General features: G+C 54.1%; 17 protein-coding genes and 2 tRNA genes. 11 read left to right on the top strand and 8 right to left on the bottom strand.

Translation table 11 applies throughout. From position 1 onward, the window contains the following. Positions 1–91 precede the first annotated feature (91 nt). The 6 genes from J3364_RS02305 to J3364_RS02280 all read left to right on the top strand — a co-directional run bounded on the left by J3364_RS02305 (position 92) and on the right by J3364_RS02280 (position 4158). Positions 92–373: a YheU family protein gene (locus J3364_RS02305; RefSeq protein WP_349556361.1), complete on the top strand. Its 282-nt coding sequence runs from the start codon at positions 92–94 to the stop codon at positions 371–373. 160 nt (positions 374–533) lie between these two features. Next, positions 534–1193: a UvrY/SirA/GacA family response regulator transcription factor gene (gene uvrY / locus J3364_RS02300; protein WP_349556359.1), complete on the top strand. Its 660-nt coding sequence runs from the start codon at positions 534–536 to the stop codon at positions 1191–1193. Further along, on the top strand, positions 1177–3027 hold the full coding sequence (gene uvrC / locus J3364_RS02295) for an excinuclease ABC subunit UvrC (RefSeq protein WP_349556357.1): 1851 nt from the start codon (positions 1177–1179) through the stop codon (positions 3025–3027). Before uvrY ends, uvrC begins: the two co-directional genes overlap by 17 nt. Before the next feature lie 5 nt (positions 3028–3032). Beyond that, entirely contained in the window at positions 3033–3587 is a 555-nt protein-coding gene (gene pgsA, locus J3364_RS02290) for a CDP-diacylglycerol--glycerol-3-phosphate 3-phosphatidyltransferase (protein ID WP_123634471.1), read from the top strand. Positions 3588–3920: 333 nt separating this feature from the next. Further along, positions 3921–3996 (top strand) — tRNA-Gly (locus J3364_RS02285). 88 nt (positions 3997–4084) lie between these two features. Further along, positions 4085–4158, top strand: a tRNA-Cys gene (locus tag J3364_RS02280). A gap of 904 nt (positions 4159–5062) precedes the next feature. On the opposite strand, the gene J3364_RS02275 is transcribed toward J3364_RS02280, so the two are convergent. Both J3364_RS02275 and J3364_RS02270 read right to left on the bottom strand, forming a co-directional pair. Further along, positions 5063–5380 carry a hypothetical protein gene (locus J3364_RS02275; protein WP_349556355.1) on the bottom strand — a complete coding sequence of 106 codons (318 nt, stop codon included), beginning with the start codon at positions 5378–5380 and terminating at the stop codon, positions 5063–5065. Further along, positions 5377–5649, bottom strand: coding sequence for a hypothetical protein (locus tag J3364_RS02270; RefSeq protein WP_349556353.1), 273 nt, complete (start codon positions 5647–5649; stop codon positions 5377–5379). The genes J3364_RS02275 and J3364_RS02270 overlap by 4 nt, the downstream gene beginning before the upstream one ends. 139 nt (positions 5650–5788) lie before the next feature. Between J3364_RS02270 and J3364_RS02265 the strand changes: the two genes are divergently transcribed. Then, positions 5789–6229 carry a hypothetical protein gene (locus J3364_RS02265; protein ID WP_349556351.1) on the top strand — a complete coding sequence of 147 codons (441 nt, stop codon included), beginning with the start codon at positions 5789–5791 and terminating at the stop codon, positions 6227–6229. A gap of 496 nt (positions 6230–6725) precedes the next feature. Here J3364_RS02265 and J3364_RS02260 read toward each other — a convergent pair whose 3' ends face one another. The 5 genes from J3364_RS02260 to dcm all read right to left on the bottom strand — a co-directional run bounded on the left by J3364_RS02260 (position 6726) and on the right by dcm (position 13748). Next, positions 6726–8384, bottom strand: coding sequence for a UvrD-helicase domain-containing protein (locus tag J3364_RS02260; RefSeq protein WP_349556349.1), 1659 nt, complete (start codon positions 8382–8384; stop codon positions 6726–6728). Next, positions 8381–10285, bottom strand: a complete 1905-nt coding sequence (locus tag J3364_RS02255) for an ATP-dependent nuclease (RefSeq protein ID WP_349556347.1) — start codon at positions 10283–10285, stop codon at positions 8381–8383. The genes J3364_RS02260 and J3364_RS02255 overlap by 4 nt, the downstream gene beginning before the upstream one ends. 273 nt (positions 10286–10558) lie before the next feature. Then, positions 10559–11023 (bottom strand): very short patch repair endonuclease, encoded by a 465-nt coding sequence (locus J3364_RS02250; RefSeq protein ID WP_349556780.1) that lies wholly within the window; start codon positions 11021–11023, stop codon positions 10559–10561. 23 nt (positions 11024–11046) lie between these two features. Continuing rightward, on the bottom strand, positions 11047–12270 hold the full coding sequence (locus J3364_RS02245; RefSeq protein WP_349556345.1) for a type II restriction endonuclease: 1224 nt from the start codon (positions 12268–12270) through the stop codon (positions 11047–11049). A 38-nt stretch (positions 12271–12308) separates the two neighbouring features. Beyond that, a complete protein-coding gene (gene dcm, locus J3364_RS02240; RefSeq protein ID WP_349556343.1) occupies positions 12309–13748 on the bottom strand; it encodes a DNA (cytosine-5-)-methyltransferase in 1440 nt (479 codons plus the stop codon). A gap of 234 nt (positions 13749–13982) precedes the next feature. On the opposite strand from dcm, the gene J3364_RS02235 reads away from it, so the two are divergent. From J3364_RS02235 to J3364_RS02225, 3 genes are all read left to right on the top strand, one after another. Then, complete coding sequence (locus J3364_RS02235) at positions 13983–15194, top strand: hypothetical protein (protein ID WP_349556342.1); 1212 nt, start codon at positions 13983–13985, stop codon at positions 15192–15194. 377 nt (positions 15195–15571) lie between these two features. Beyond that, the gene (locus J3364_RS02230; protein WP_349556340.1) at positions 15572–17383 is read left to right on the top strand and encodes a cytidine deaminase-like fold-containing protein; all 1812 of its coding nucleotides are present in this window, start codon (positions 15572–15574) and stop codon (positions 17381–17383) included. Continuing rightward, the gene (locus tag J3364_RS02225; RefSeq protein ID WP_349556339.1) at positions 17344–17781 is read left to right on the top strand and encodes a DUF6911 family protein; all 438 of its coding nucleotides are present in this window, start codon (positions 17344–17346) and stop codon (positions 17779–17781) included. The genes J3364_RS02230 and J3364_RS02225 overlap by 40 nt, the downstream gene beginning before the upstream one ends. Positions 17782–17920: 139 nt before the next feature. On the opposite strand, the gene J3364_RS02220 is transcribed toward J3364_RS02225, so the two are convergent. Beyond that, positions 17921–18097: a DUF1328 domain-containing protein gene (locus tag J3364_RS02220; protein WP_123634477.1), complete on the bottom strand. Its 177-nt coding sequence runs from the start codon at positions 18095–18097 to the stop codon at positions 17921–17923. Positions 18098–18388: 291 nt separating this feature from the next. Here J3364_RS02220 and recC point away from each other — a divergent pair, with 291 nt between their 5' ends. Next, positions 18389–21901: an exodeoxyribonuclease V subunit gamma gene (gene recC / locus J3364_RS02215; RefSeq protein WP_349556337.1), complete on the top strand. Its 3513-nt coding sequence runs from the start codon at positions 18389–18391 to the stop codon at positions 21899–21901. Positions 21902–21903 lie beyond the last annotated feature (2 nt).

Here is a 21903-nt window from a genome sequence, read left to right as displayed (position 1 = left end):
TGAATCGGGCTGTTCTGGTAAGGTACAGTCCACGCCGGATCTGTACCGTTCCGCTCCCTTTTCAACCACGCCACCAGAGGCACGCTTCGCCATGACTGACGACACCGAGAAATCCCCGGAAGCCGATCCCCGGCAGGAGCCTTTCATCGTGGAAACCGAGCTGCTGTCGGACGACCAGCTCGAAGGCCTGGTCGAGGAGTACTGCACCCGATATCACGGCGTTAACGACACGGAATCACCGATGGCTGAAAAGGCCCAGGTCATGACAGCGGTCAAGCAGGGGGATCTGGTGGTGTGGTTCAATCCTGTCGAGAACACCGCCGGACTGGGCCCGAAACAGGGCAATGGCCCCGGGTCCGCTATGCGGAATTAGTTGGTTTGACGGGTATCCCGCAAGCCCCTTAGACGATACAATTCTGCGAGGAGGCGCGCAGACGCTTCCGTTCGGCATATTGCCATGCCTGGTCAGCGAGGTGTGGCGGCAGTCAATGAGCTTGGCTCATCAAAATAGCGAATAAAGTGCGGGGTGGATTTTGATCAGGGTCCTGGTTGTAGACGACCACGAGCTGGTTCGATCAGGCATCACGCGGATGCTGGCAGACAACACGGATATCGAGGTGATTGGTCAGGCCGCGTCCGGTGAGGATGCCGTCGACTTCGTCCGCAAGGATGTCCCCGATATTGTGTTGATGGACATCCGGATGCCCGGCATCGGCGGACTGGAAGCCACACGGCGAATCCTGCGTATCGAAGATTCGGTGCGCGTGATTGTGGTGACGGCCTGCGCCGACGATCCCTACCCAACCCGGGTCATGCAGGCCGGCGCGTCCGCCTACATCACCAAAAGCGCCGATATCAAGGAGATGGTCCGAGCCATCCGCATGGCACACACCGGCCAGCGTTACATCAGCCCGGAAATCGCCCAGAAAATGGCGCTCAAGCAGCTGGGCGGCGACAGCCCGGACGACGACAAGCTGTCCATCTTCGACAAACTGTCCGAGCGCGAACTGCAAATTGCCATGATGGTGGTGGATTGCCAGAAAGTGCAGGACATCTCCGACAAGCTTTGCCTCAGCCCCAAAACGGTCAACAGCTATCGTTACCGGATTTTCGAGAAGCTGGATATTTCCAGTGACGTGGAGCTTGCCCTGATGGCCGTCAGACTCGGGTTGCTTGATGCCGACAAAGTCTGACACGGCCCACGAATTCGACAGCAAGACCTTTCTCAAGCGACTCACCGAACGTCCCGGCGTCTACCGGATGCTGGATGCGGCCGGTGAGGTGCTGTACGTCGGTAAGGCCCGTAACCTCAAGAACCGCGTCAGCAGCTACTTCCGCAAGAGTGGCCTGTCCGCCAAGACGGAGGCCCTGGTCAGCCGTATCGCCCAGGTCGAGGTGACCATCACCGGCAGCGAAACCGAAGCCTTGCTGCTGGAACAGAACCTCATCAAGTCCCTGAGGCCGCCGTATAACATCCTGCTCCGGGACGACAAGTCCTATCCGTATATCTATCTTTCGGGTCACGACAAATACCCCTCGCTGACCTTCCGCCGGGGTCGCACCCGGCGCGCCAAGGGCAGCTGGTTCGGCCCGTACCCCAGCTCTGGCGCGGTGCGCGAAAGCCTTAATGTACTGCAGAAGATTTTCCGCATAAGAAATTGTTCTGACAGCTATTTCAACAACCGGTCGCGCCCGTGCCTGCAGTACCAGATCAACCGCTGCACGGCGCCGTGCGTGGGCTATATCTCGCCCGAGGACTACGCCGACGACATCCGCCACGCCACCATGTTCCTGGAGGGCAAGAACCCGGCCATCCTGGACGACCTGATGCAGTCCATGGAAACCGCCAGCCAGGCCCTGGAGTTCGAGAAAGCAGCGATCTATCGCGACCAGGTGAACCACCTGCGCCACGTCCAGGAGCAGCAGTCCATCGAAGCCAGCGGCGGCGACGCCGATGTCATCGCCATGGCGCAGGACGCGGGTGTGGTGTGCGTCGTGGTGATTCTCGTAAGGGGCGGGCGCGTGCTGGGCACCAAGGATTATTTCCCCCGGTTCTCGCTGGAACAGTCCGACGCCGAGCTGCTCAGCGCCTTCCTGGGGCAGTTCTATTTCGGCGGCGATGCCCAGCGTGAGTTTCCGCGAGAAGTGCTGGTGCCGGTGGATGTCGAGGAACAGGACGTCTTGTCACAGGCGCTCACGGAAGCGGCCGGGCGCGAGGTACGCATCCGCAAGAACGTCCGGGGTGAGCGACGCCGCTGGCTGGACCTGGCCGCCACCAACGCCGAGCAGACCCTGCTGACGCACCTGGCCAGCAAGGAAACCGTCTATCGCCGTCTGCTGGCGTTGCGGGACCTGCTTGAGCTCAAGGAAACGCCGTCGCGCATGGAATGCTTTGATATCAGCCACAGTCACGGCGAGAATACGGTGGCGTCTTGCGTGGTGTTCGACGAAAACGGGCCGCTCAAGAGCGACTATCGCCTGTACAACATCGAGGGCGTGACCGGGGGTGACGACTACGGCGCCATGCGCCAGGTCCTGACGCGGCGCTATACGCGCATCAAGTCTGGCGAGGGCAAGCGGCCGGATCTGGTGTTTGTCGATGGCGGTAAAGGGCAGCTCAATGTGGCCCGGGACGTGTTCGAACAACTGGGTCTTTCGGACATTACGCTGATCGGCGTGGCCAAGGGCGTCACCCGTAAAGCCGGCATGGAACAATTGATCGATGCCTTGACGGACGCCACGTTCCGGGTACCCTCCGATTCACCGGCGTTGCATCTGATCCAGCACATTCGCGACGAATCGCACCGGTTTGCCATCACCGGCCACCGGGCACGGCGAGACAAAAAGCGCCGGCAGTCCACGCTGGAAGGTATCGAGGGCGTGGGTGCGAAACGCCGACGGGAGCTGATCCGTTATTTCGGCGGCATCCAGGAGATCAAGAAGGCCAGTGTCACGGAGATTGCCAAGGTCCGGGGCATCAGCCGCGGGCTGGCCGAATCGATTTACGCAGCACTTCACAACGAGTAGGGCGAATGAATCTACCCAACATACTGACGGTGTCCCGGATTGTGATGATCCCGGTCTTCGTCGTGATCTTTTATCTGCCATTCGAGTGGCACTTCCTGACCAGCGCGGCCATTTTCGCCCTGGCCGGCGCCACCGACTGGCTCGATGGCTACCTGGCCCGCCGCCTGAACCAGAGCACGCCGTTTGGCGCCTTCCTTGATCCGGTCGCCGACAAGTTGATGGTGGCCATCGCGCTGACGGTTCTGGTGGACGAGCACCATTCTATGTTGATGACGATCCCGGCGAGCATCATCATCGGCCGCGAGATCGTGATCTCGGCCTTACGGGAATGGATGGCGGAAATGGGCAAACGCGCCAGCGTGGCGGTGTCCTACATCGGCAAGATCAAGACCACCGCCCAGATGGTGTCCATCATCATGCTGCTGGCGTTCCCGATCGGCACGGTAGGCGCCATTCTCGGCAAGGTGCTGCTGTACGTCGCCGCGATCCTGACCCTGTGGTCCATGTACCTTTACCTGAAGGCGGCCTGGCCGGATCTGTTCCCCAAAGCCGGGGAGTAAAGGGTTCTGTTTAAAGAATAATCAATCAGTTAGGGTGAACAGCTGAATCAAAAAAAGGGTTGACACCCCGGGCTGATCCATTAATATATGCGCCACTTCAGCGATGACAGCGATTCATCGCAACGAAGTTATTCTTCAAAACCTGTGTTCAGGTTTGGAGAGTAGGGCGGGAATAGCTCAGTTGGGTGAGCTGCACCGCAGCGAACGCCCGAGCCAAACGCTGATACCACAGCGTTTGAAAAAGCGAGGGCAGGGATGAGCACAATAAAGAGCGTGCTCGGTCGGGCGCCCCAAAGGCCTGGCGGAAGAACTTGGTTTCAGGTTCTTTGAAGAGCGGGAATAGCTCAGTTGGTAGAGCACAACCTTGCCAAGGTTGGGGTCGCGAGTTCGAATCTCGTTTCCCGCTCCAATTTCTCTCCGGTTCCGCCGGTTGGAAATCACAATCCAAGTCTCTCAATGCCTCCTGAGAGCAAAAGCCCGTTTCAAAGGCTTTCCCCGGCGCGGTGGCAGAGTGGTTATGCAGCGGACTGCAACTCCGTGTACGCCGGTTCGATTCCGACCCGCGCCTCCAATTTTCTCCTTGTGCAGCAGTTAGACGCGTCAATCGTTCGTCCTGTTCTCTGCAGGTGCGAAAATACCGCGGAAAACTGCAATTTTTGCCCGTTTCGTCCTTCATGACCGAAAAGTTTATCGAAGCCGTAGCGTTCCTATTCAGGTATTCCGGGATAGCGTGGTGTTTCCTTGCATGGAGCTGCCGGCGTTTATCGAGGCGTGCCTGAAGAGGATCGCTATTCACTGATAGGAAAACCCCGGGGAGTGGATCGCTCCCCGGGGAGGCTTCCGCCTTTTAACAACATGCATCAGCAAGTAAGCGGATGCGGCCAGCGTCCGTGCCGGCTGTGGTCAGCACCTATCCACGCCGCGCAGTTTACAGGCCTGATTTACTGAGAAAACCAGACATGGGCAACCGATCGTGTGCGAGATCTGCCACCCGCAGCCGCAGCCCATTAGATGAAAATTTATATCATCTACCTCTCGTAAAGCTTCAAATTTGTGCAGCAATAGTCCTGAAACAAAAACCTTTCGTAACTGTCCAGCCGCGAAAAGCTGAATTAAGCTGAAAGCGTCCATTACAGAGAGATGACGTTTATGAGAGGAATGTATGGAGAACTTGACTGAAGGGCACAAAGTGCGAAGCCCCGGCAGCTGCAACTGCTCGAGGCTTCTGGTTACACCACACTTTGCGGGCGAGGTGAACTATGTTTGATCCTAGCAGATTTCTGGAGGCATTGCGCAAGATGGCTGAAAGTGACAGGGCAAGACCATATATCTGGCCAGCTTTGATCTTTATCGCCACGATCGCATTCCTACATGAGTTGGCGCCAATCGGATTGGCAGCGCTCTCCACCTGAAGTGACGTCCCGGGGAGAGGGACTTCCCCAGGGACGCAAGATCTGGCAGCCACCTTTACAGTCTTACCGTTGTGGAGGTTGGCCTATCCAGCCATGAGATCCATCAAACAGCGGCCTTTCATTTTCTCTGATGACCGTCGAATTGTAGCCTTCCGGATCCACGAACAGGCTGATCAACTGGGCCCAGTCACGGGCGGCCTGGTCTCTTGCCTTCTGTGATATCCCGTATTCCGTCCGCCCCCATTTCTCCCGCCGAACGAAACGACCCGCCTCCCACGACACCTGGATATAGAAATGGTCGGGCGTCACGACGACCGATGCAATGGCATCCCGCGCGATCGCGCACTCCAGGTCACACAGCATATCAGCAGTGATTCTCACGACCTGGTCCGCTCCAGTTTCATCAGATCAAAACGCCGGCGGGTGTCGAGCAGGGTGCGTGTGACCCGCCGCCAAGCCACCTGCATTTGTTCCTCGCTGACCGGTTTAGCGTTTCGGTATTCCTTGCAGTGGACGCTCTTGGTGACCTTGGAAAAGGGGCCGTAGTCGACCTCAATATCAAACCCGCCCGGGTAGAGGATGATCGACGCCTCTGCGCCTTCTCCGAATGCGTCCTGAAGTTGCTCGAGCATTCTTGAGGTGAAAAACATTGCTTGGACCTTTAAGCTGTATATTTATACAGATTAAACATTAACCTGCCTCTTGGTCTAGCTTTCAGAGCTTATCCAGGTGGAATAGTAATCAGACAATTTTTTACACTTGGGAAAAGATAGGTTTAAGGAGAATAGGATGGCTCGTGACAGCAGCGATTGGGCATCGGAGATCACTGAGATGGCACGGAACGCTTTTTTTAAAGGCAACGAGAAGGCCCCTGGGGAAATCTCACAGAGGGTCGACGATTTAATTCGAACAGTGGCGCAAGAAGCAAAAAAGACGACCAAGGCAAATGCCGGCTGGGGGACAAATAAAGTTAACGAGCATGTCCTGAAACAAAGTGATGTGAGCCAGCTAGCGTCGGAGCTTAAACAAGCGATTCATAGGTTCGACAAGGCCTACCAAGATGCCAAGGACCACCGAAAACAATTGGCAAAAATCGAACATGGTCAAGGATTTCGCAGGGTAATCTGGAGAGCCGCATCAACCGCAAGTGTTGCGGCGGTAATACTCTGCGCCTGGGCCATCGCACAGCACTATGGAATTCATCTGCCGTTAATGAGGGTTGCTGGTTGATCTAATAACGTCAACCAATTTCGGCGGCAGCAACGCAATGATTTTGTCGCCGCGCACGGAAGCGGAGTAGGTGAGAAAACGCAAACGCATATTGTTGATTTGAAAGGGCTATAAGTGAGCGCAAAGAGCGTTTACTGAAAGGGATAATATCACTATAGCGTTTTGAAACTAAAGAGAAAACTGAAACCAGATTAAGCGCCCTGCAACTCCGTGTACGCCGGTTCGATTCCGACCTGTAGTGGTTCAATGATTCCGGCCCCCTTGCATGGTTTGGTGGCCTGACTAAACGTGGGGGCGAACGAAAAGTGGAACTCTGGCTTTAAGGGATAGTTACATTTGGGCGGCTTCGGATCCTCGCATGGTGGAGACGGCGTCAATATAACTGGCTCAATAAACTATTGAATTATGTTAATAAAAAATAATTAGAATTGATAGTTACCCGCATTATTACCCACAAAAATTTTGCCTATGCCAGACTCTGTAGTTGCAATAAGGCTTAAACGAATGGGGCGCTGTAGCCGAAGTACTCATTTTGCGGAGAGCGCTTTTCTTGCCATCTTTTCGTGTACCCATCAGGTCTTTCTCGATAATCCGCACAAGTTAGTACTAAACGTTCCTTCGCCCTAGATACACCAACAAAAAAAGCACACCGATTCTCATCTTGGTTGCCGAAGAAAATCTCATTCTCCACTGCCATTATAATGACAGAGTCGAATTCAAGGCCCTTACTTTTATGGATGGTCAAGATACGAACTGCTTGGTCGTCAGCGAAACGTTCAAGAGCTCTTGGTAAATCAGGCTCTATTCTCAGCAAACCTTCAATATGTTTTTTTGTGTCCCTTAAAATGCCCCTCAAGCGATCAGTCGACTCATAATCGGGTGAGAGGGCTGTAAGAGTCTCGACGCCAGTATGTTTTAGAAAAGCACACACAAAATCCCACCAGCCTTGATGCGGAGCTTCCTTTGGTTCGTTGGTGGAAATTTCTCTGCGCTGTCCCTTGATCAAACGGTCGAGATCTTGCCTTGCGCTAGAAAGTATTTCTTCGTCTTCAAAAGGAACTAATTGCTTGACTAATCGAACCCAGGCTTTGGGTTCACGCTGACCGTAAAGACACGATAAATAGTCGACCACAAGCCGTGCAGCTGGCTCTGCCGTAATGTCTTGCATCTGATGCTCATTGCGAAACGGAATTCCTTTCGCTTCAAGTTCAGCCATGAGGTGATTGGCGTACAAGTCGAGTTGCTTGGAGACTAAAACGGCGATTTCAGAAAGTGGCAGTTTGTCGTTATGGACCCAATCAGCAATTGTCTCTGATAGGTGTTCTGCTTCTTTAAGACCGTTCTCGAATCGTTGCGTAAAAACTTCCCCACCTGAGCCAGTGAGTTGATGATCTGGCATTACCGATGCGGGGTCGAGCACTTTGATAATTTCATTCTGCATGCGCAGAAGGAGCGGGGCAGAGCGAAAATTGCGATACATGTTCAACGGAATTGCGTCAAAATCTGCAGCGAAAGTTTTGAAAATACCCTCAAGAGCACCAGCCCAGCCCATTATTTTCTGCTTCACGTCGCCAACCGCAGTTAGACGAGTGGGTGTGCTTTCGAAAGCTATTTTTACGAGTTGGTACTGCTGGCTGGTGCAGTCTTGAAATTCATCAAGAAATACATCGCTATAAGTCTGGCGAATGGCATTTCTCGCGATGGCAGAGGAACGAAGAATTTTAGTTGCCAAAGGTACCAAATCTTCAAATGTTATCTGCTCACGCGTGATTTTTCTGTCGCCGATCCTGTAATCAGCATTCAGAGAATCATTCCCCTGCAGTACAGGTCGAAATCGATCGATAATCCGCTTCGCGAAAGCATGAAAGGTGTAACTATCGAAGCGCGTAGCCAGGCTATATCCGCATCGGTTGCGAACGCGGTCTTTTAGGTTCTTGCTGGCATCTACTTTGAATGAAATAGCAAGGATTCGCTTGGGATACCTGCATGTGCCTGTTTGCAGCAGGAAATCCGCCCTCTGCGCGAGCATTTCTGTTTTTCCCGCTCCAGGGCCTGCGGTCAAGGCAAGACTGTGTTCGAGTTCAGTCGCCGCTCTCAACGCATTCGGCTCAAGTACCAAATTATCCGCAGGCTTCCATTTTTCTATCGCAATCACTCAGGCAGCTCCGAGAGTTTGGCGATAACGGCGTCAGCCAGCATAGATAGAGACTCTGGCATGCGAGCGTTCAGTTCTGCATCGCTAATTTTCGCCAAAGCTTCTATATGCGACGCCGGTTTACTACCGAGCTTGAAACGCTGGTGGTAGGTCGTGAAAAACTTCAGCTCATCTCCACTGTACTGAGCTGCAGAGTAGTGACTCTTTCCTAAAACAGCTTTGATCGTCGCGTCATCAGATAGCTCTTTCTTCAAATCGTAAGCATCGGGAAAGGCAAGAAGCATCGCGAAATCAAGATCCAGCGGGAATGAAAAGTAGATGTCTCTTTCTCTCAAAGCCGTCAAATAATTCGGGTAATCGCGAACTTTATACTCCCCAGAATTCCAGACTGGTATTTCGTAGTCTTGAGGTAGCACTTTATCAGGTTGATACGCGGCCAGCTGATCGTTCACATACTTTATTCGGCCCCATCCCGCTCCAAAGCGGGCTATATCCAAGTCCAATAGGGTGAGAAAGGGTATTTCCAAGGCTGTCAGTAGACGCCAGAAGTGGTTTACATGCCGTCCGCCCAACGGTGCTATTGTTACGCCAGATTCGTCAACCGGAACGTTCTTTGCTCGAAAAAGTCTCGGAAGAATTATTTCTTCGCTGTCGCCTTCTCCGAGGACAACTAAACGAGAAAAGTAAATCTCGGGGAAGGCTTGAACGGCTTCACGTACAAATTTGTGTGCGTCATCTGCTTTGTCGGGTAGTTGAATACAGGTAACTTGGGTTTCCCGCTCTTTACTGAGTCGAAGGTAGCGTATCCTGTCTGGGTCTACCCTTCGAAGCATTGAGGGCGCGTGGGTTGCGATCAAGGCTTGCGCGTCATTTCCGCTTGTCATCTGATCTAACGCGTTTACTATTCTGCCAAGGTAGTGGGGGGATAAACTGTTCTCGGGCTCTTCAAGCGCCACTATTGAAAAAACTGGGGGCTTCAGCCTGTCTGGGTCGAAAGATGTCTCTTTTCCGCTAAGGACCGATTGACCGATCTCTTGTGATGACACCACTAGCGACAGATATAGCATTGATTTCTGTCCATCGCTGAGCCGAGAAAAATCAACGAGATTCTCATCGTGTCCAGGTGAAAACGAGATTGACATATGGCGAAGCAAAGCCTCAATCTCTGAAGCCACAAAAGTAATTTTGGGGTCGGTAAAAAAATTGCCTTTATGCAATCTGCCCCAAGATGTTTTTAATATCTCGCTAAAAGTGCGAACAGAAGCGTTGGAAGCAAGGTTTTCACTGATCTGATCAGTGAGTTCCTTGATAGTTTGGCGTTCGCCCTCCCATCGTATTGAACGTAAGAGTCTCCCTAATAGCGCATTGGCTCCATAAGAAATATGGTCTGCGGGATCTCGCCGGGCTGGCAGGTAGTGAACCTTGATATGGTTTCGCTCGGCTCGTGGGACTTGGGCTACATTTTTCGGAGAACCATCAGCGTTCAAATCTAGAACGTAAACAAGGTCTTCCTCAATGTCGCCATCGGCTCCCATCGATGCGTTGAGACGGAAACGGACTCTGGGAACGTCGTCAGGCCCATCCAAACGCATGTGCCCGAAATGGGGTGCAACAGTGCTGTTATCGCCGTCTTCACTTAACTCGGGAAACAAGAAGTCTGCTTCGATCCAAAAGCTCCGTTCATCCGGGCTTTTTGCTTCTTCAGACGGCACGTGAAAATCCGATCGTTGAATTCGTCGCAAAGACGGATCGAACGCGAAAAGGCGACATAACGCCTGTAATACTCCTGTTTTTCCTGAACCATTTGGTCCAATCAAGTAGGTAATATCTTCTAGATTCAATAGTGTTGGCTCTTCGCCAAACGACTGAAAGTTACTGAGGCGCAGGGTGTGTAAATTCATAGTCAGAAAAAGCCGTCCCTGGAGTTGGTTTTGCAGTGCTGTTGAATTACTTGGCAGTATGGGGATATGCGGACCATATTTGGCAAGCTAGCACGGTAGTACTCTTGTTTGCACGTGCGAGGAAGGTGTTGCCTTACTCAAAGGCGAAGTTGTCGCATGTTGGTGATGAACATTACTAAGATCACGATGGATTAGAAAGTTGGGGGCAGGTCAGCATTGCGAAAGATTAAAAAGCTCTCCTTGCTGCCGAGAACTAGAAGAAGGGCGCCACATTCAGTCCGAATGAGAAGGAGCCTTGGGGGCCCGAGATTCGGTTTGCGCGCTCCTGACTCTGGGAGGCGTTTCAGGCCACTCTCCACTTTTGTCCGGGCCTTTAATAAACTCCGTGATTTCGCAAAGTCGGTCTGCTCTATGTTTTAGACCGCACTCCCAAATTGTGAGAACTCGCCACCCTTCCTTGAGTAACTGCTCCCGGTTAAGCAAATCCCTTCGCTGATTTGCTTCAAACTTTTCAGACCAGAATTGCTGTCTGGATGCCGGATTGGTGGTATAGAAGCATCCCTGATGACGATGCCAGAAACAGCCATGTACAAAGATTGCCAGCCGATATCGACGCAAGAAGAGGTCCGGCTTCCCGGGCAGATCGCCCTTGTGAAGACGAAATCGGAAGCCTTGCCGATGCAGGAATGATCTGACCGCCAATTCTGGTTTGGTGTCTTTTCCCCGAATCCCGGACATCATGCGCGAGCGCGTGTGTCGATCTACTTTGTCGACCATTGCTGGCGATCTTTTACGACTGAGAGGAATTCATTAAGGGTTAATAACCCGGACTTCTGTTCGGCTGTATACGACGTGTGCAGAGATTCTGGTAGCACGAGGGACAGTCCGGAGTCTTCCATCTCGCGTGTCTGGTGCTCTGATATAGCGGGCTGAAGGGTCAGCAAATGCTTCTTATCGATGCGCTTGGCTTCGTTCAGGACCTGTCGCCAACGATCCTTGCAGCTTGTCTTGACCCCGAGCATGGTCAAGCGCTCAGCTGGATAAGTCGGGTCCTGATAAGACTGCTTGCCAGGGAACAGGAAATCCGGTTTTGAGCGGCCCTCAGTGTGGGCGCCTCGGTTGAAATGCAGATCATTCTGGAAAAACGTCCACTCGAGATGATTCTCGAGGGCATGTCCAGCGCGGGATTTGCGACGGTTGTGTACGCTCAGAGAAAAATGAACAAAGGCATCAACATCGTCGCTCCATGATGCCGCGTTTGCTTTCAGGTGATCGCTGACGATTTTGCGTTCGAGTTCTCGAAAAAGCTCTTCTTCCCTGTCCATCAAGGTTATGAGAGCAGCATCCGGCGCTTCAATTGCGTTGATAGTTGTTCCGAGAGTTTCAAGAGCGAGAGCTGAAAGGGCTCGAGTTGATGGAAATTGAAGCCCGAATCTGTCCAGAAGCAAATCGAGCCATCGGTCTCCACTCTCGTTCTCAATTTCCAGTCCGATTTCTTCGGCGATACTGGCGAAAATGGAGGAGGATTGACTCTTTGCTGTTGAAGGATCAATAGTTTCAAAACCGGTTCCGGGAAGGCCTGGAAGGCCGAATAGCCAAAGAACTGACTCAAGCAAAGGGCTATCAGAAGAAACAACCAGTAGAACAAGAGCTCCATCGCGACACAGAGAAGCGATCAGCACGTCTTCCGCGGCTGCTCTGTTCATTACTTCATTATCGCTGAAATAGAGTCTGTATTCCGAGCGGGTAGGGTGGTTCTCCCTTGCGTCATACCAGGTAACGGTATCATCAATCACCAAGCGGTCATCTTCATCTTCACCCAGATAAAAAAAACGGGCGAGGAAACGCTGGCGGCCCATGCCAAGATAGCGTTTCATCGCGCTGGTGCCGTTGAATTCATGCTGGTTTGATGTATGACGCTCTGTCTCCACCGCGCTGAGGCGTTTCGCAGAAACGCCAGCGAAGTGGTCCGAGAGTAAGGTCATGGATAATCCTTTTCGCTAGACAAACTCGAATTGGAGGCTTAAACGGCCAGCTCCATTTCAACTTGGGGCCGCTCTCGCTCTAGAGCTTCTTTTTTCAGTTTTCCTTGCATAATCCTGTCTTTCATTAGCCTTGCCACGGCTTCGAAAACAGGCACTGCAACCGAGTTGCCAAACTGCCTGTATGCCTGAGTATCTGAAACTGGAATGATAAATTTGCTCTCTCCGGGTTGGTCAAATCCCATTAAACGCGCACACTCGGAAGGAGTTAACCGTCTCGGCCGATGAGCTTCTTGCTGATTGTGAGTGCTGTAAAAGTCTTGGCTATCATCAAATCCCTGGTCAACAAGTATTTCTGATCCATCCTTATGATAGCGGGCTGAAAGCGTCCGAGCTGTATCGTCTGGCCTCGTCAAACCAAAGCCGAATCCGTTTCCTTTCTCTCTATGTTTTTGAGCGTACTTGAACAGATATTCCCAAAGCTTTGGAGTCAAGGTGTATTTGGGATCGACGTCTTTCTCCAGCAGATCGCCGAATTTGGGTCGTTGAGCCGGGAAGAGCTGCTCGATATTTCTTAGTGTGAACCCTTGGTGGACATTCAGATCTCTGAGGAATCCAACAAGTACGATACGTTCTCTGTGCTGAGGAACGAAATTTGCCGCATCTATGACTTTGGGATCTCTGCCTTTTGGGGCGTCGACGTCAGCAACGTCATAGCCCAGCTCGTCGAGGGCTTCGCATATCACCCGGAACGTCTTGCCTTTGTCGTGACTTTTGAGATTTTTGACATTCTCCAGGACAAAAGCTGGGGGACGCTTAGCCGCTATGATTCGTGCAACGTCAAAGAATAGAGTGCCTTGGGCATCGCATTCGAACCCGTGCTTCCTGCCAAGAGAGTTTTTCTTCGATACCCCCGCCAAAGAGAAGGGCTGACATGGAAATCCTGCCAATAGAACATCATGATCGGGAATAAATTTGCGAATGTTATCGTACGCTTCCTCTTCACTGGCGTTAGCCCTGTCAGACCAAGTTATTTCCCGAATGTCGCCATTGAAGGAGTGTCGCTTGGGATCGCAGTAATGGTTCGCTTTGTATGTTCGCACTGCATACTTGTTCCATTCCGATGTGAACACGCACTCACCGCCGATAGCATCAAAGCCCTTACGGATTCCACCAATTCCCGCAAATAGATCAATAAACGTAAAGTCAGGATTCCCATAGTGTTCAGGTTTCGGTGGAAGAAGCCGTTGGAGCGCCTCGTACTCGGAGTGATAGAGTCGAGGCACCAGCTTGCCTTTTACCCAACGATTTATCGTTTCGCGGCAGCGATCTTCTCCGCCATGTTGGTTCAGGTACTCGGCAACCTGTTTCTGGTCGTAGATCTCTAGAATTTTGTTGAGCAGGTCCAGATTTTCTTGGTCTTTGGAGTTTTGCTCTTGCTCAATGTCCAGTACAACTCGACTATCTTTGGTTTTGGTCATCTGTCTCTCTGGGTCAAACGTGTGACGTGATGTCACTACCTTATTCCAAATTTCGGTTTTTTACTATACAAATAATCGATTAAATAATTATTTATGATTGTTATTTTGTATCGGTGTGACGTGTTGACGCCGCCTCGGAAGTGGAAGATTAAACCCGTGCTAAACATCCACGTCTAAATCAATTAGTGTTGTCAGTCACTTATCTTTACGAAGCCACAAATTGCGCGGTTTGCGATGGATCTACCCAAATCAGTTTATGTCGATTTGCTATTGGCGAATGAAAAGCCGAAGAGGATAGAGGGAATTCTGCAAGAGCAGTTCTTCGAAAGATCCTTGGTGCCAAGGATGAAGGAGGGCACTTCTTTTTCGTTCGGGTGGGCTCGAACGGGAGGGCAATGGGAGCCAACGACCTGGTGGAAAATTATCGATAGCGATAACCCTCATGACGATTCGCTCGCAAACGCAAAGTTCATTGAATTTTTGACCCAGACTTGCGGAGAAAAGGTGATCGAGGTTCATGCTTGCCTGAAGGCAAAGAGCGAAAAAACCGTCGGCCTCGATGTCAATGTTTTGGAGTATCGTGACGGTCAGATATCTCCATCAAAAGCATATCAGGATAAGGTTGAGTTCCGTCTCAAAAAAAAAGGATGGGTAAACCGCAACTACACGGAAAGCAAGATACCGAGAGATAATGAAGCTTACAGGAAGCATTTTGAGGCGCTGTCTGAGCAGGAGCTAAATCGTCTACTGGTCACAAGGATTCTTTTGAATAACGGGCTGGGTTACCCCGTCGATATTGATGTTGTTTTTAGTAGGAATGAAGCGTTTGGGGTTGTGGAGTATAAGCGAAAAGATCCAATGTACGGACATTTCCCTTTCATCCAGCACCGATCGGAAACGGAGAGTTTCCTTAGGCTCTTACAAAAAGATTTCAGAGATTATCTGTCAGAGCAGGACCCTTTGAAAGGTCAGAATGAGCCTGAATTAGATTACGAAACTGCTAGAGAATACCTCTGGAGCTTTATTAAGGACGATGATCGCTGGATAAATGTTAGCGAGTACATAGAGGAACCATGCTTTGGGCTCGATTTGTCGCATTTGAAAACGGCCGAGTTCTGCAGGACGCACGGGCTTCATTATCGTTACCTGATTTGGAATCACGCGAGCCCGAAACCTGGTAAGAGCTTATTGTCCACAAAATTGATACCTCACCTGCCAGATGAAAAGGTGCTTTTTCAAACTTATAAAAATAGAGCTCTTGTGGTCGAGGGACTGAACCTGACGATCGGGATCGACTCGGGGTCATTTACTGAAGACCCAGAATCTGAAGAGGCGAGAGAGCAGAGATTGAAACTGTATAAAAGCATTCGACTGCAGGCTACGTTCCGTAGTTGCGAATGTGGATTTCGTGCTGTGGACCGGTTCCGAAATTTTTTAGAAGATTGATAGGCTATTTCGTGGTTTGGATGTTGGATCTCTGTTCAGTTTTGATGGGTTGCTGCACTCGGTACTCTCCTCTGCTTTTTCAGTGCGAGGATAGCTGCCTCGCCAGCAACAAAGTTGGCTCATAGTGTTAACGAGTTGCCCAATTGACACATAGGGAGTTGCGCGGGGTCAGGGAGTGCGCGGGGTCAAGTCTTGCCTTTTGCTCCCCAGAGAATGAAGGGGCAAGTGCTGAAATGCCCGTTGCAGGCAAATCTGAGATTTTCCTCGAGGCGTCTGCTTACCTCATCCCTTCCACTTGCCATCCCACCAACAACGCCATAGCATTCCCAGTGCTGTAAAAAGGACCCAAGGACACACAGGACAAGGAAGCAGTCGCAATGTCCTACGCGCTCTACGTCACGGGCGGCTATGGCTTTACCGAAACCATACTGCCCAGGTTGTTGTATCCATCTAATGCCGTGGATGTCGCCCGGGATTACTTTACCCGGGGCTACCAGGGCCACCATATCGATTTGCCTCCGGATGCGGATTTTTCGCAAAGCGGCAACCTGACCGACACCCAGAAACGAAAGCTGCTGGACGACCTGCAGGACGGGCGTCTTGTGCTCGCCAGCCGTTATGGGCCCGGGTTTGAACTGTTCACGGAGTCCGAGGCAAGCCCCGACCTGCTGCGCAGCGACTTGCCACCAGCACTTCGGCATCGTCTCCAACAGCACTGGCCAACCGGAGCGCGTGGTGCGTTTGCCCGCTCCGACTCCCTGGCACCGGCCGTCGAGCCCGCTAATCCTGCCCCAGAACCTCCCGTCGCGGAAACACCTTTGCCGGGATCAGGCCCTTACCACGTCAAGCTGGCTTACCACTGGCCCGACGGCACGGGCGTGGCGAATCTTCCTTTTATCCTCAGTACCGATCAGGAGACCGTCAAAGGCACTCTGGATGCCCATGGCGAGGCTCAGATCCAGGGACTGAATGGGCGCTTTGCTACAATCCGCCTGAGTTCGGATGCCTCCGATGGTGATGTCAGCCAGCAACGCCGGGGAATCCAGGCAGCCCTGGAAGGACTGCTCAATCAGGAAAGAAAGGAGGCCGAAGACCTCGCCCGGGAGTACGAGCAACTGCCTTGGTATCGGCGCGGGCTGGTGAGCATTGGCGCCGTATCCCAAGGGTTTTCAGATGCAGGGATGGGGCTTATCCGATTTGTGGCCGGCGTGTCCGATCTGTCCTCCCCCACCCAAACCATACTGGATGGCCTGAAGTCCGCATGGGCGGCCAGTGAGGGAAGCCCGGATGAACACTGGTTCGAGTCCTATCAGGCGAACTATGAAGAGGCCCGCCACCGACGCTGGGTTGAGGATTTGGGGTTCGACCCTTCGGACATCTCCCGCGAGGATATCGCTGAAGCCTATGACCTCGCCAACCTGGTGATGGCGGATCCCGAACTCCGGCAAAGCTTCACCGATTTTGCGGCCGACTACGCCGCCATACAGCACCATACCGAAGTCAGTTACTTCACCGGGGCGGTGGCTTTTGACGTGATACTCACTGCCATACTGGCGGTTGCCACAGGCGGTGTCGGTGCGGCCGGCGCCGCCGGTACTCAAATCCGCCATGCGGGCCGGCTTACTCATTTGGGCAAAACCGTTAAAGCGTTTGGCAAAGCTGTTCGGAAACAGCGTCTGAGGCGTATCTGGCGTGATGCTGATCTGAACAGTCAGACTGTCCTTGAGGATACGGCTCCGAGTCGGGTGGATGGGCTTGAACTGAAGGCAGCTGACGCTGTTCCAAACGCTGCTAAACCAGTGGTCACCGCAGAAGCTCGCGTGAATGGATCGGTTTTTGGCGACGTTAACCAGACTGCGCGTGCGGGTGCGAATGTTGACCAGCCAACATTAATTGCCGAACGAATCGCCGAGAAGAGTGCCCAATCGGGAAAGGTGCTTCCCAATGGGAATATGGGCACGGCGCATGCTGAAGTTGGGGCGATACAACAAGCATTTGACGCTGGCGCAACCTCCGGGGCAGATATGACGTTAACTGTAACAGGGAAAGCTGTTTGTGGATTTTGCCGTGGTGATATAGCTGCGATGGCAAAACAGGCTGAGTTGAAATCATTGACAGTGTATGAGGAAGCAACAGGAAATACTCTATATTGGCAACCTGGCATGAAATCTGTGAAAAAGGCGAAATAATGTTTTCATTTTCTTGGGTAATCGGAAGTGGTGAAAATGCACAAGGTGGCAACACTAATGATGTGCAGCTAGAAAGCGTTCTGGAAACTGTCGACTTGATTTTAGAAAAATCAGGCTCGGTGACATTGGATATGGTTGATGGTGATCAAATAGGCCCAGAAAGCTTACAGGTGGAAACTGACGGGAGTAAGTCAGTTATTTCGCTTGGGGAAAATACCAGCGATGATTATATTGTTCGAACCTTTACAAATACGAGTGGATTGGCCAACGATGAAACAGTCTCTATTCTTGGCAATGAGTGGGATTCAAGGCTAGTTTGCGAGGATTCCGGGATAGTAAAGGCGATCATTAAGGAGTTTCTTTCAACAGGAAATGTATCTAGGGATTTACTGAGTTGAGTCAGTTGTTCCAGACACCGTGAAACTAAATCCAAAGAGCAGGTTGCCAAGAACAAACGGGTACTGGGATGGTGAGCCTCGAAATGGCCGGCTCCTATAGGCAGCCCTAATAGGAGCAGGCCAGACTCGCTATGTCACGTCACGGACGCGGTCCCCGGCCACGAAAGACGTTGGCAAGAACCGAAACCACGAGCAGCACCAAGAAAATAAAGAACAGGATCTTGGCGAACCCGGCTGCGGTACCAGCGATGCCGCCGAAGCCCAGCACGCCGGCGATGATGGCGATAACCAGACACACCAGTGCCCAATACAACATAACGAATCCTCCTTTTTGGAGCCTTCCTGCCGGCGACTGTCGATGCCGGCGATCCAGCAGACTTTCCGTACGTGTCTTTCAACGTTGCACAGGCATCGGTTTAGGGCAAATTCGCGTGGTCTTGATCGTCTTGAAAAGAATCGACAACCTGCTGAATATAAAGCGTAAAGTTTCTTTATTATGGTTTATTCAGCTTGTGTTAATCTGGCCATTTTCCAAAAATAGCCCGCCAACCCGGACACCGGCGTTTCGGGTCGGTATCATCGGGAAAAAGCCTTCCAGGGAACCAGAATGCGAGCAGTAGACAGGCCAGCGCTACCGACCGGTTTTCAGGTCATTCATGCCAACAAGCTGGAAGATCTGCGTGCGGTGACGGTGGAACTTATTCGCACGTTTCCGCTGGATCCACTCGAGAACGATGTCTTCCTGGTCCACTCTAACGGCATCGCCCAGTGGCTCAAGCTGGCGCTGGCCCGGGACGAGGACGACCCGACGCTGCCGGGCAATGGCATCGCCGCCGCCATGCAGTTCCTGCTGCCTTCACGCTTCCTCTGGCAGGTTTACCGGACCGTTCTCGGCGAAGACGCCGTTCCCGAGCAATCGCCGTTCGACAAGGACCGCATGACCTGGCGCCTGATGCGCCTGATTCCGGAACTGGTGACTCAACCAGGCTATGAACCTCTGGCGCGTTTCCTCAGAGGCGGTCAGGAAGCCCGGCGTCGCTACCAACTGGCCGAGCGGGTGGCGGACCTGTTCGACCAATACCAGGTCTACCGGGCCGACTGGCTGGAAAGCTGGGCTGACGGTCAGGATGTGTTGCATGTCCGCGGTTCCGAGGAGCGCGCCGTACCGGCCGAACAACTCTGGCAGCCGGCGCTGTGGCGGGCCCTGATCGCCGATATCGAAGGCAGCGGCGCGAATACCAGCCGGGCCGAGGTCCATACCCGTTTCCTGGAAGCCGCGGCCAAACTGGATGGCGATAGCCGACCGGCTCATCTGCCGCGGCGGGTGGTGGTCTTCGGTCTGTCGTCCCTACCTCAGCAAACACTCGACGTATTGAGCGCGCTGGGCCGCTGCTGCCAGGTCATCCTGTGCGTCCACAATCCCTGCCAGTACCACTGGGCGGATATTATCGAGGACAAGGATCTGCTGCGGGCCGAACGCCAGCGCCGGGCCCGCAAGCCGGGCATGCCCGTTCAACTGGACGACCACAACCTGCACCTGCACGCCAATCCGTTGCTGGCCGCGTGGGGCAAGCAGGGGCGCGATTATATTCGCCTGCTGGACCACTACGATGTGCCGGAGAGCTACGCCCACTGGCTGGATCGCGTTGACCTGTTCCGGGAAAGTGACGGCCATTCACTGCTGCAGGATCTGCAGAACGACATCCTTAACCTGAATCCGGTGCATGAAAGCGAACGCCCGGCGACAGAGGCCGATCGCGCCGACCGGTCGCTGGTGTTCCACGCCGCCCACAGTCCTTTGCGGGAAGTGGAAATCCTGCACGATCAGCTGCTGGCTGCCTTCAGCGCCGATCCGACACTGCAGCCCCAGGACATCATCGTCATGGTGCCGGACATCAACGCCTATACGCCCCATGTGGAGGCGGTATTCGGCCAACTGGATCCGGATGACGACCGCTACATTCCATACACCATTTCGGATCAGGGTCAGCGTCACCAGTCGCCGGTTGTGGCGGCCCTGGAGGCGTTGATGTCGCTGCCGGAATCCCGTCTCGCGGTCAGCGACGTGCTCGATCTGCTGGACGTGCCGCTATTGCGCGACCGTTTCGGCCTGACCGAAGACGATCTGCCCCAGCTGCACGACTGGATTCGGGGCGCCAATATCCGCTGGGGACTGGACGACCGTCACCGCGCCTCTCTGGAATTGCCGCCGGATCTGTTCCGCAACACCTGGCTGTTTGGTCTTCGCCGTATGCTGCTGGGCTACGCCACGGGGGAAGGGGAGCCGTGGCAAGCCATCGAGCCCTACGACGAAGTGGGCGGCCTGGAAAGCCGACTGGCCGGACAGCTCGACGCCTTCGTTCGCCAGTTGCAGCAATACTGGGAATGGCTGAGCGAATCCCGGGCGCCGGCGGACTGGGTGGCCGTGCTGCACCAGCTGCTGCGGGACTTCTTCGGCGAACCCGAGGGCGAGGACGTGCTGCTGTTCAGCCAACTGGAAGCGGCGCTGGACCAGTGGTTCGACGCTTGCGAACAGGCCGGGCTGGACGATCCGCTGCCGCTGCACGTGGTGCGCGACGTGTTGCTGGAGCGGTTGGACCAGGGCGGCCTCAGCCAACGCTTCCTGGCGGGCAAGGTGAACTTCGCCACGTTGCTGCCGATGCGGGCGATCCCGTTTCGGCGGGTGTGCCTGCTGGGCATGAACGACGGCGACTACCCGCGCACCCAACCGCCCATGGATTTCGACCTGATGGCCCGGGATTACCGCCCCGGCGATCGCTCCCGGCGGGAGGACGACCGCTTCCTGTTCCTGGAAGCCTTCCTGTCGGCGCGGGATCAGTTCTACGTGTCCTGGGTCGGGCGCAGCATTCACGACAACAGCGAGCGGCCGCCGTCGGTGCTGATCGCCCAGTTGCGCGATCATATCGACCGGGTCCGTCGTCCCGCCGAGGGCGACGATCCCTTAACGAAGACGTTGACCACGCTGCATCCGTTGCAGCCCTTCAGCACCCGCTATTTCCCGTCGCCGGATGAGCACTCGCCACTGTTTACGTTTGCGAAGGAATGGCGGGCAGCGCTGGAAGGCGATCAAGAGGAGAGTGCGGATGAACACGTCTGGCCGGAAAGCCTGCCGGAAACCGTCTTCGAGCAACCGCTGGGCCTGACCGAACTGGCTCGCTTCCTGCGCCAGCCGTCTGCGGTGTTCTTCCAGCAGCGTTTGGGCGTCTATTTTGAGCGCGCCTCGCAGGACAGCGAGGACGAGGAACCCATCGTCCTGGATGGCCTCGGCCGATGGCAGCTCACCGACCATCTCGTGCAGGACGTGCTCCAGCACGAAACCGATCCGGATCAGCTCACCGACAAGCTACGACAGGCCGCCCATCGGGCCGTCGGGCGAGGGGAGCTGGCACTGGCGGAGGGACTCGCCTCACTCCAGGTGCGTCAGGCCATCGCGCCGTTGCCCGAGCTGTACGGCCGCTATCGCGAATTGCTGGCGTCCGCTCCGCAGGTGGAATCGCTGAGGCCCGTGCGCATCAGCATAGAACGGGGCGATCACCACCTGGTGCTGGAAGACTGGGTCCGGGATCTGCGCTTTGCTGACGACGGCCGCCCCCTCCAGATCGTCCTGAGCAGCAGCAACATCACGACGCCGGATCGCCGCTATCGCTGGCATCAGCTGCTTCGGCCCTGGGTCCAGCACCTGGCGGCCAACGCGGTGGCGGCGCCGGTGACCACCCACGTGGTGAGTCAGGCCGGCGATGTGGCCTTCAATCCCCTGGATCGAACCCGGGCGGAAAGCGCCCTGGAAGATCTGATGCACGCCTGGTTGGACGCATTGCTGAGCCCGTTCCCGGTCGCGCCCAAGACGGCCTTCGCCTGGCTGTCCGCCGAAAAGAAAGGGGAGGAGGGCATGCTCCGCGCGGCCCAGGGCGCCTATGAGCCCCAGTTCAAACGAAACGGTGAAGTGGACGAGAGCCCCTACCTGCAACGATTGTATCCCGATTTTGACAGTCTTCGGGCGACCGGCCGGTTTGCAGCGCTGACCGACCGCCTGTACCGGCCTATTTGGGCCAATGTACACAACGAAGCGGATCAACCCGGCGGAGAGGATAAGGCATGAGC

Source organism: Marinobacter sp. NFXS9 (assembly GCF_040148665.1).
In the GTDB taxonomy this organism is placed as follows: domain Bacteria; phylum Pseudomonadota; class Gammaproteobacteria; order Pseudomonadales; family Oleiphilaceae; genus Marinobacter_A; species Marinobacter_A mangrovi.
This window is presented reverse-complemented; position numbering and strand designations above follow the sequence as displayed.

What these genes read in the sequence shown, in the direction of transcription:
- J3364_RS02305 (WP_349556361.1), top strand. Translation starts at nt 92, where the DNA reads ATGACTGACGACACCGAGAAATCCCCGGAAGCCGATCCCCGGCAGGAG.
- uvrC (WP_349556357.1), top strand. Translation starts at nt 1,177, where the DNA reads ATGCCGACAAAGTCTGACACGGCCCACGAATTCGACAGCAAGACCTTT.
- pgsA (WP_123634471.1), top strand. Translation starts at nt 3,033, where the DNA reads ATGAATCTACCCAACATACTGACGGTGTCCCGGATTGTGATGATCCCG.
- J3364_RS02270 (WP_349556353.1), bottom strand. Translation starts at nt 5,649, where the DNA reads ATGTTTTTCACCTCAAGAATGCTCGAGCAACTTCAGGACGCATTCGGA.
- J3364_RS02265 (WP_349556351.1), top strand. Translation starts at nt 5,789, where the DNA reads ATGGCTCGTGACAGCAGCGATTGGGCATCGGAGATCACTGAGATGGCA.
- J3364_RS02255 (WP_349556347.1), bottom strand. Translation starts at nt 10,285, where the DNA reads ATGAATTTACACACCCTGCGCCTCAGTAACTTTCAGTCGTTTGGCGAA.
- J3364_RS02250 (WP_349556780.1), bottom strand. Translation starts at nt 11,023, where the DNA reads ATGTCCGGGATTCGGGGAAAAGACACCAAACCAGAATTGGCGGTCAGA.
- J3364_RS02245 (WP_349556345.1), bottom strand. Translation starts at nt 12,270, where the DNA reads ATGACCTTACTCTCGGACCACTTCGCTGGCGTTTCTGCGAAACGCCTC.
- dcm (WP_349556343.1), bottom strand. Translation starts at nt 13,748, where the DNA reads ATGACCAAAACCAAAGATAGTCGAGTTGTACTGGACATTGAGCAAGAG.
- J3364_RS02235 (WP_349556342.1), top strand. Translation starts at nt 13,983, where the DNA reads ATGGATCTACCCAAATCAGTTTATGTCGATTTGCTATTGGCGAATGAA.
- J3364_RS02230 (WP_349556340.1), top strand. Translation starts at nt 15,572, where the DNA reads ATGTCCTACGCGCTCTACGTCACGGGCGGCTATGGCTTTACCGAAACC.
- J3364_RS02220 (WP_123634477.1), bottom strand. Translation starts at nt 18,097, where the DNA reads ATGTTGTATTGGGCACTGGTGTGTCTGGTTATCGCCATCATCGCCGGC.
- recC (WP_349556337.1), top strand. Translation starts at nt 18,389, where the DNA reads ATGCGAGCAGTAGACAGGCCAGCGCTACCGACCGGTTTTCAGGTCATT.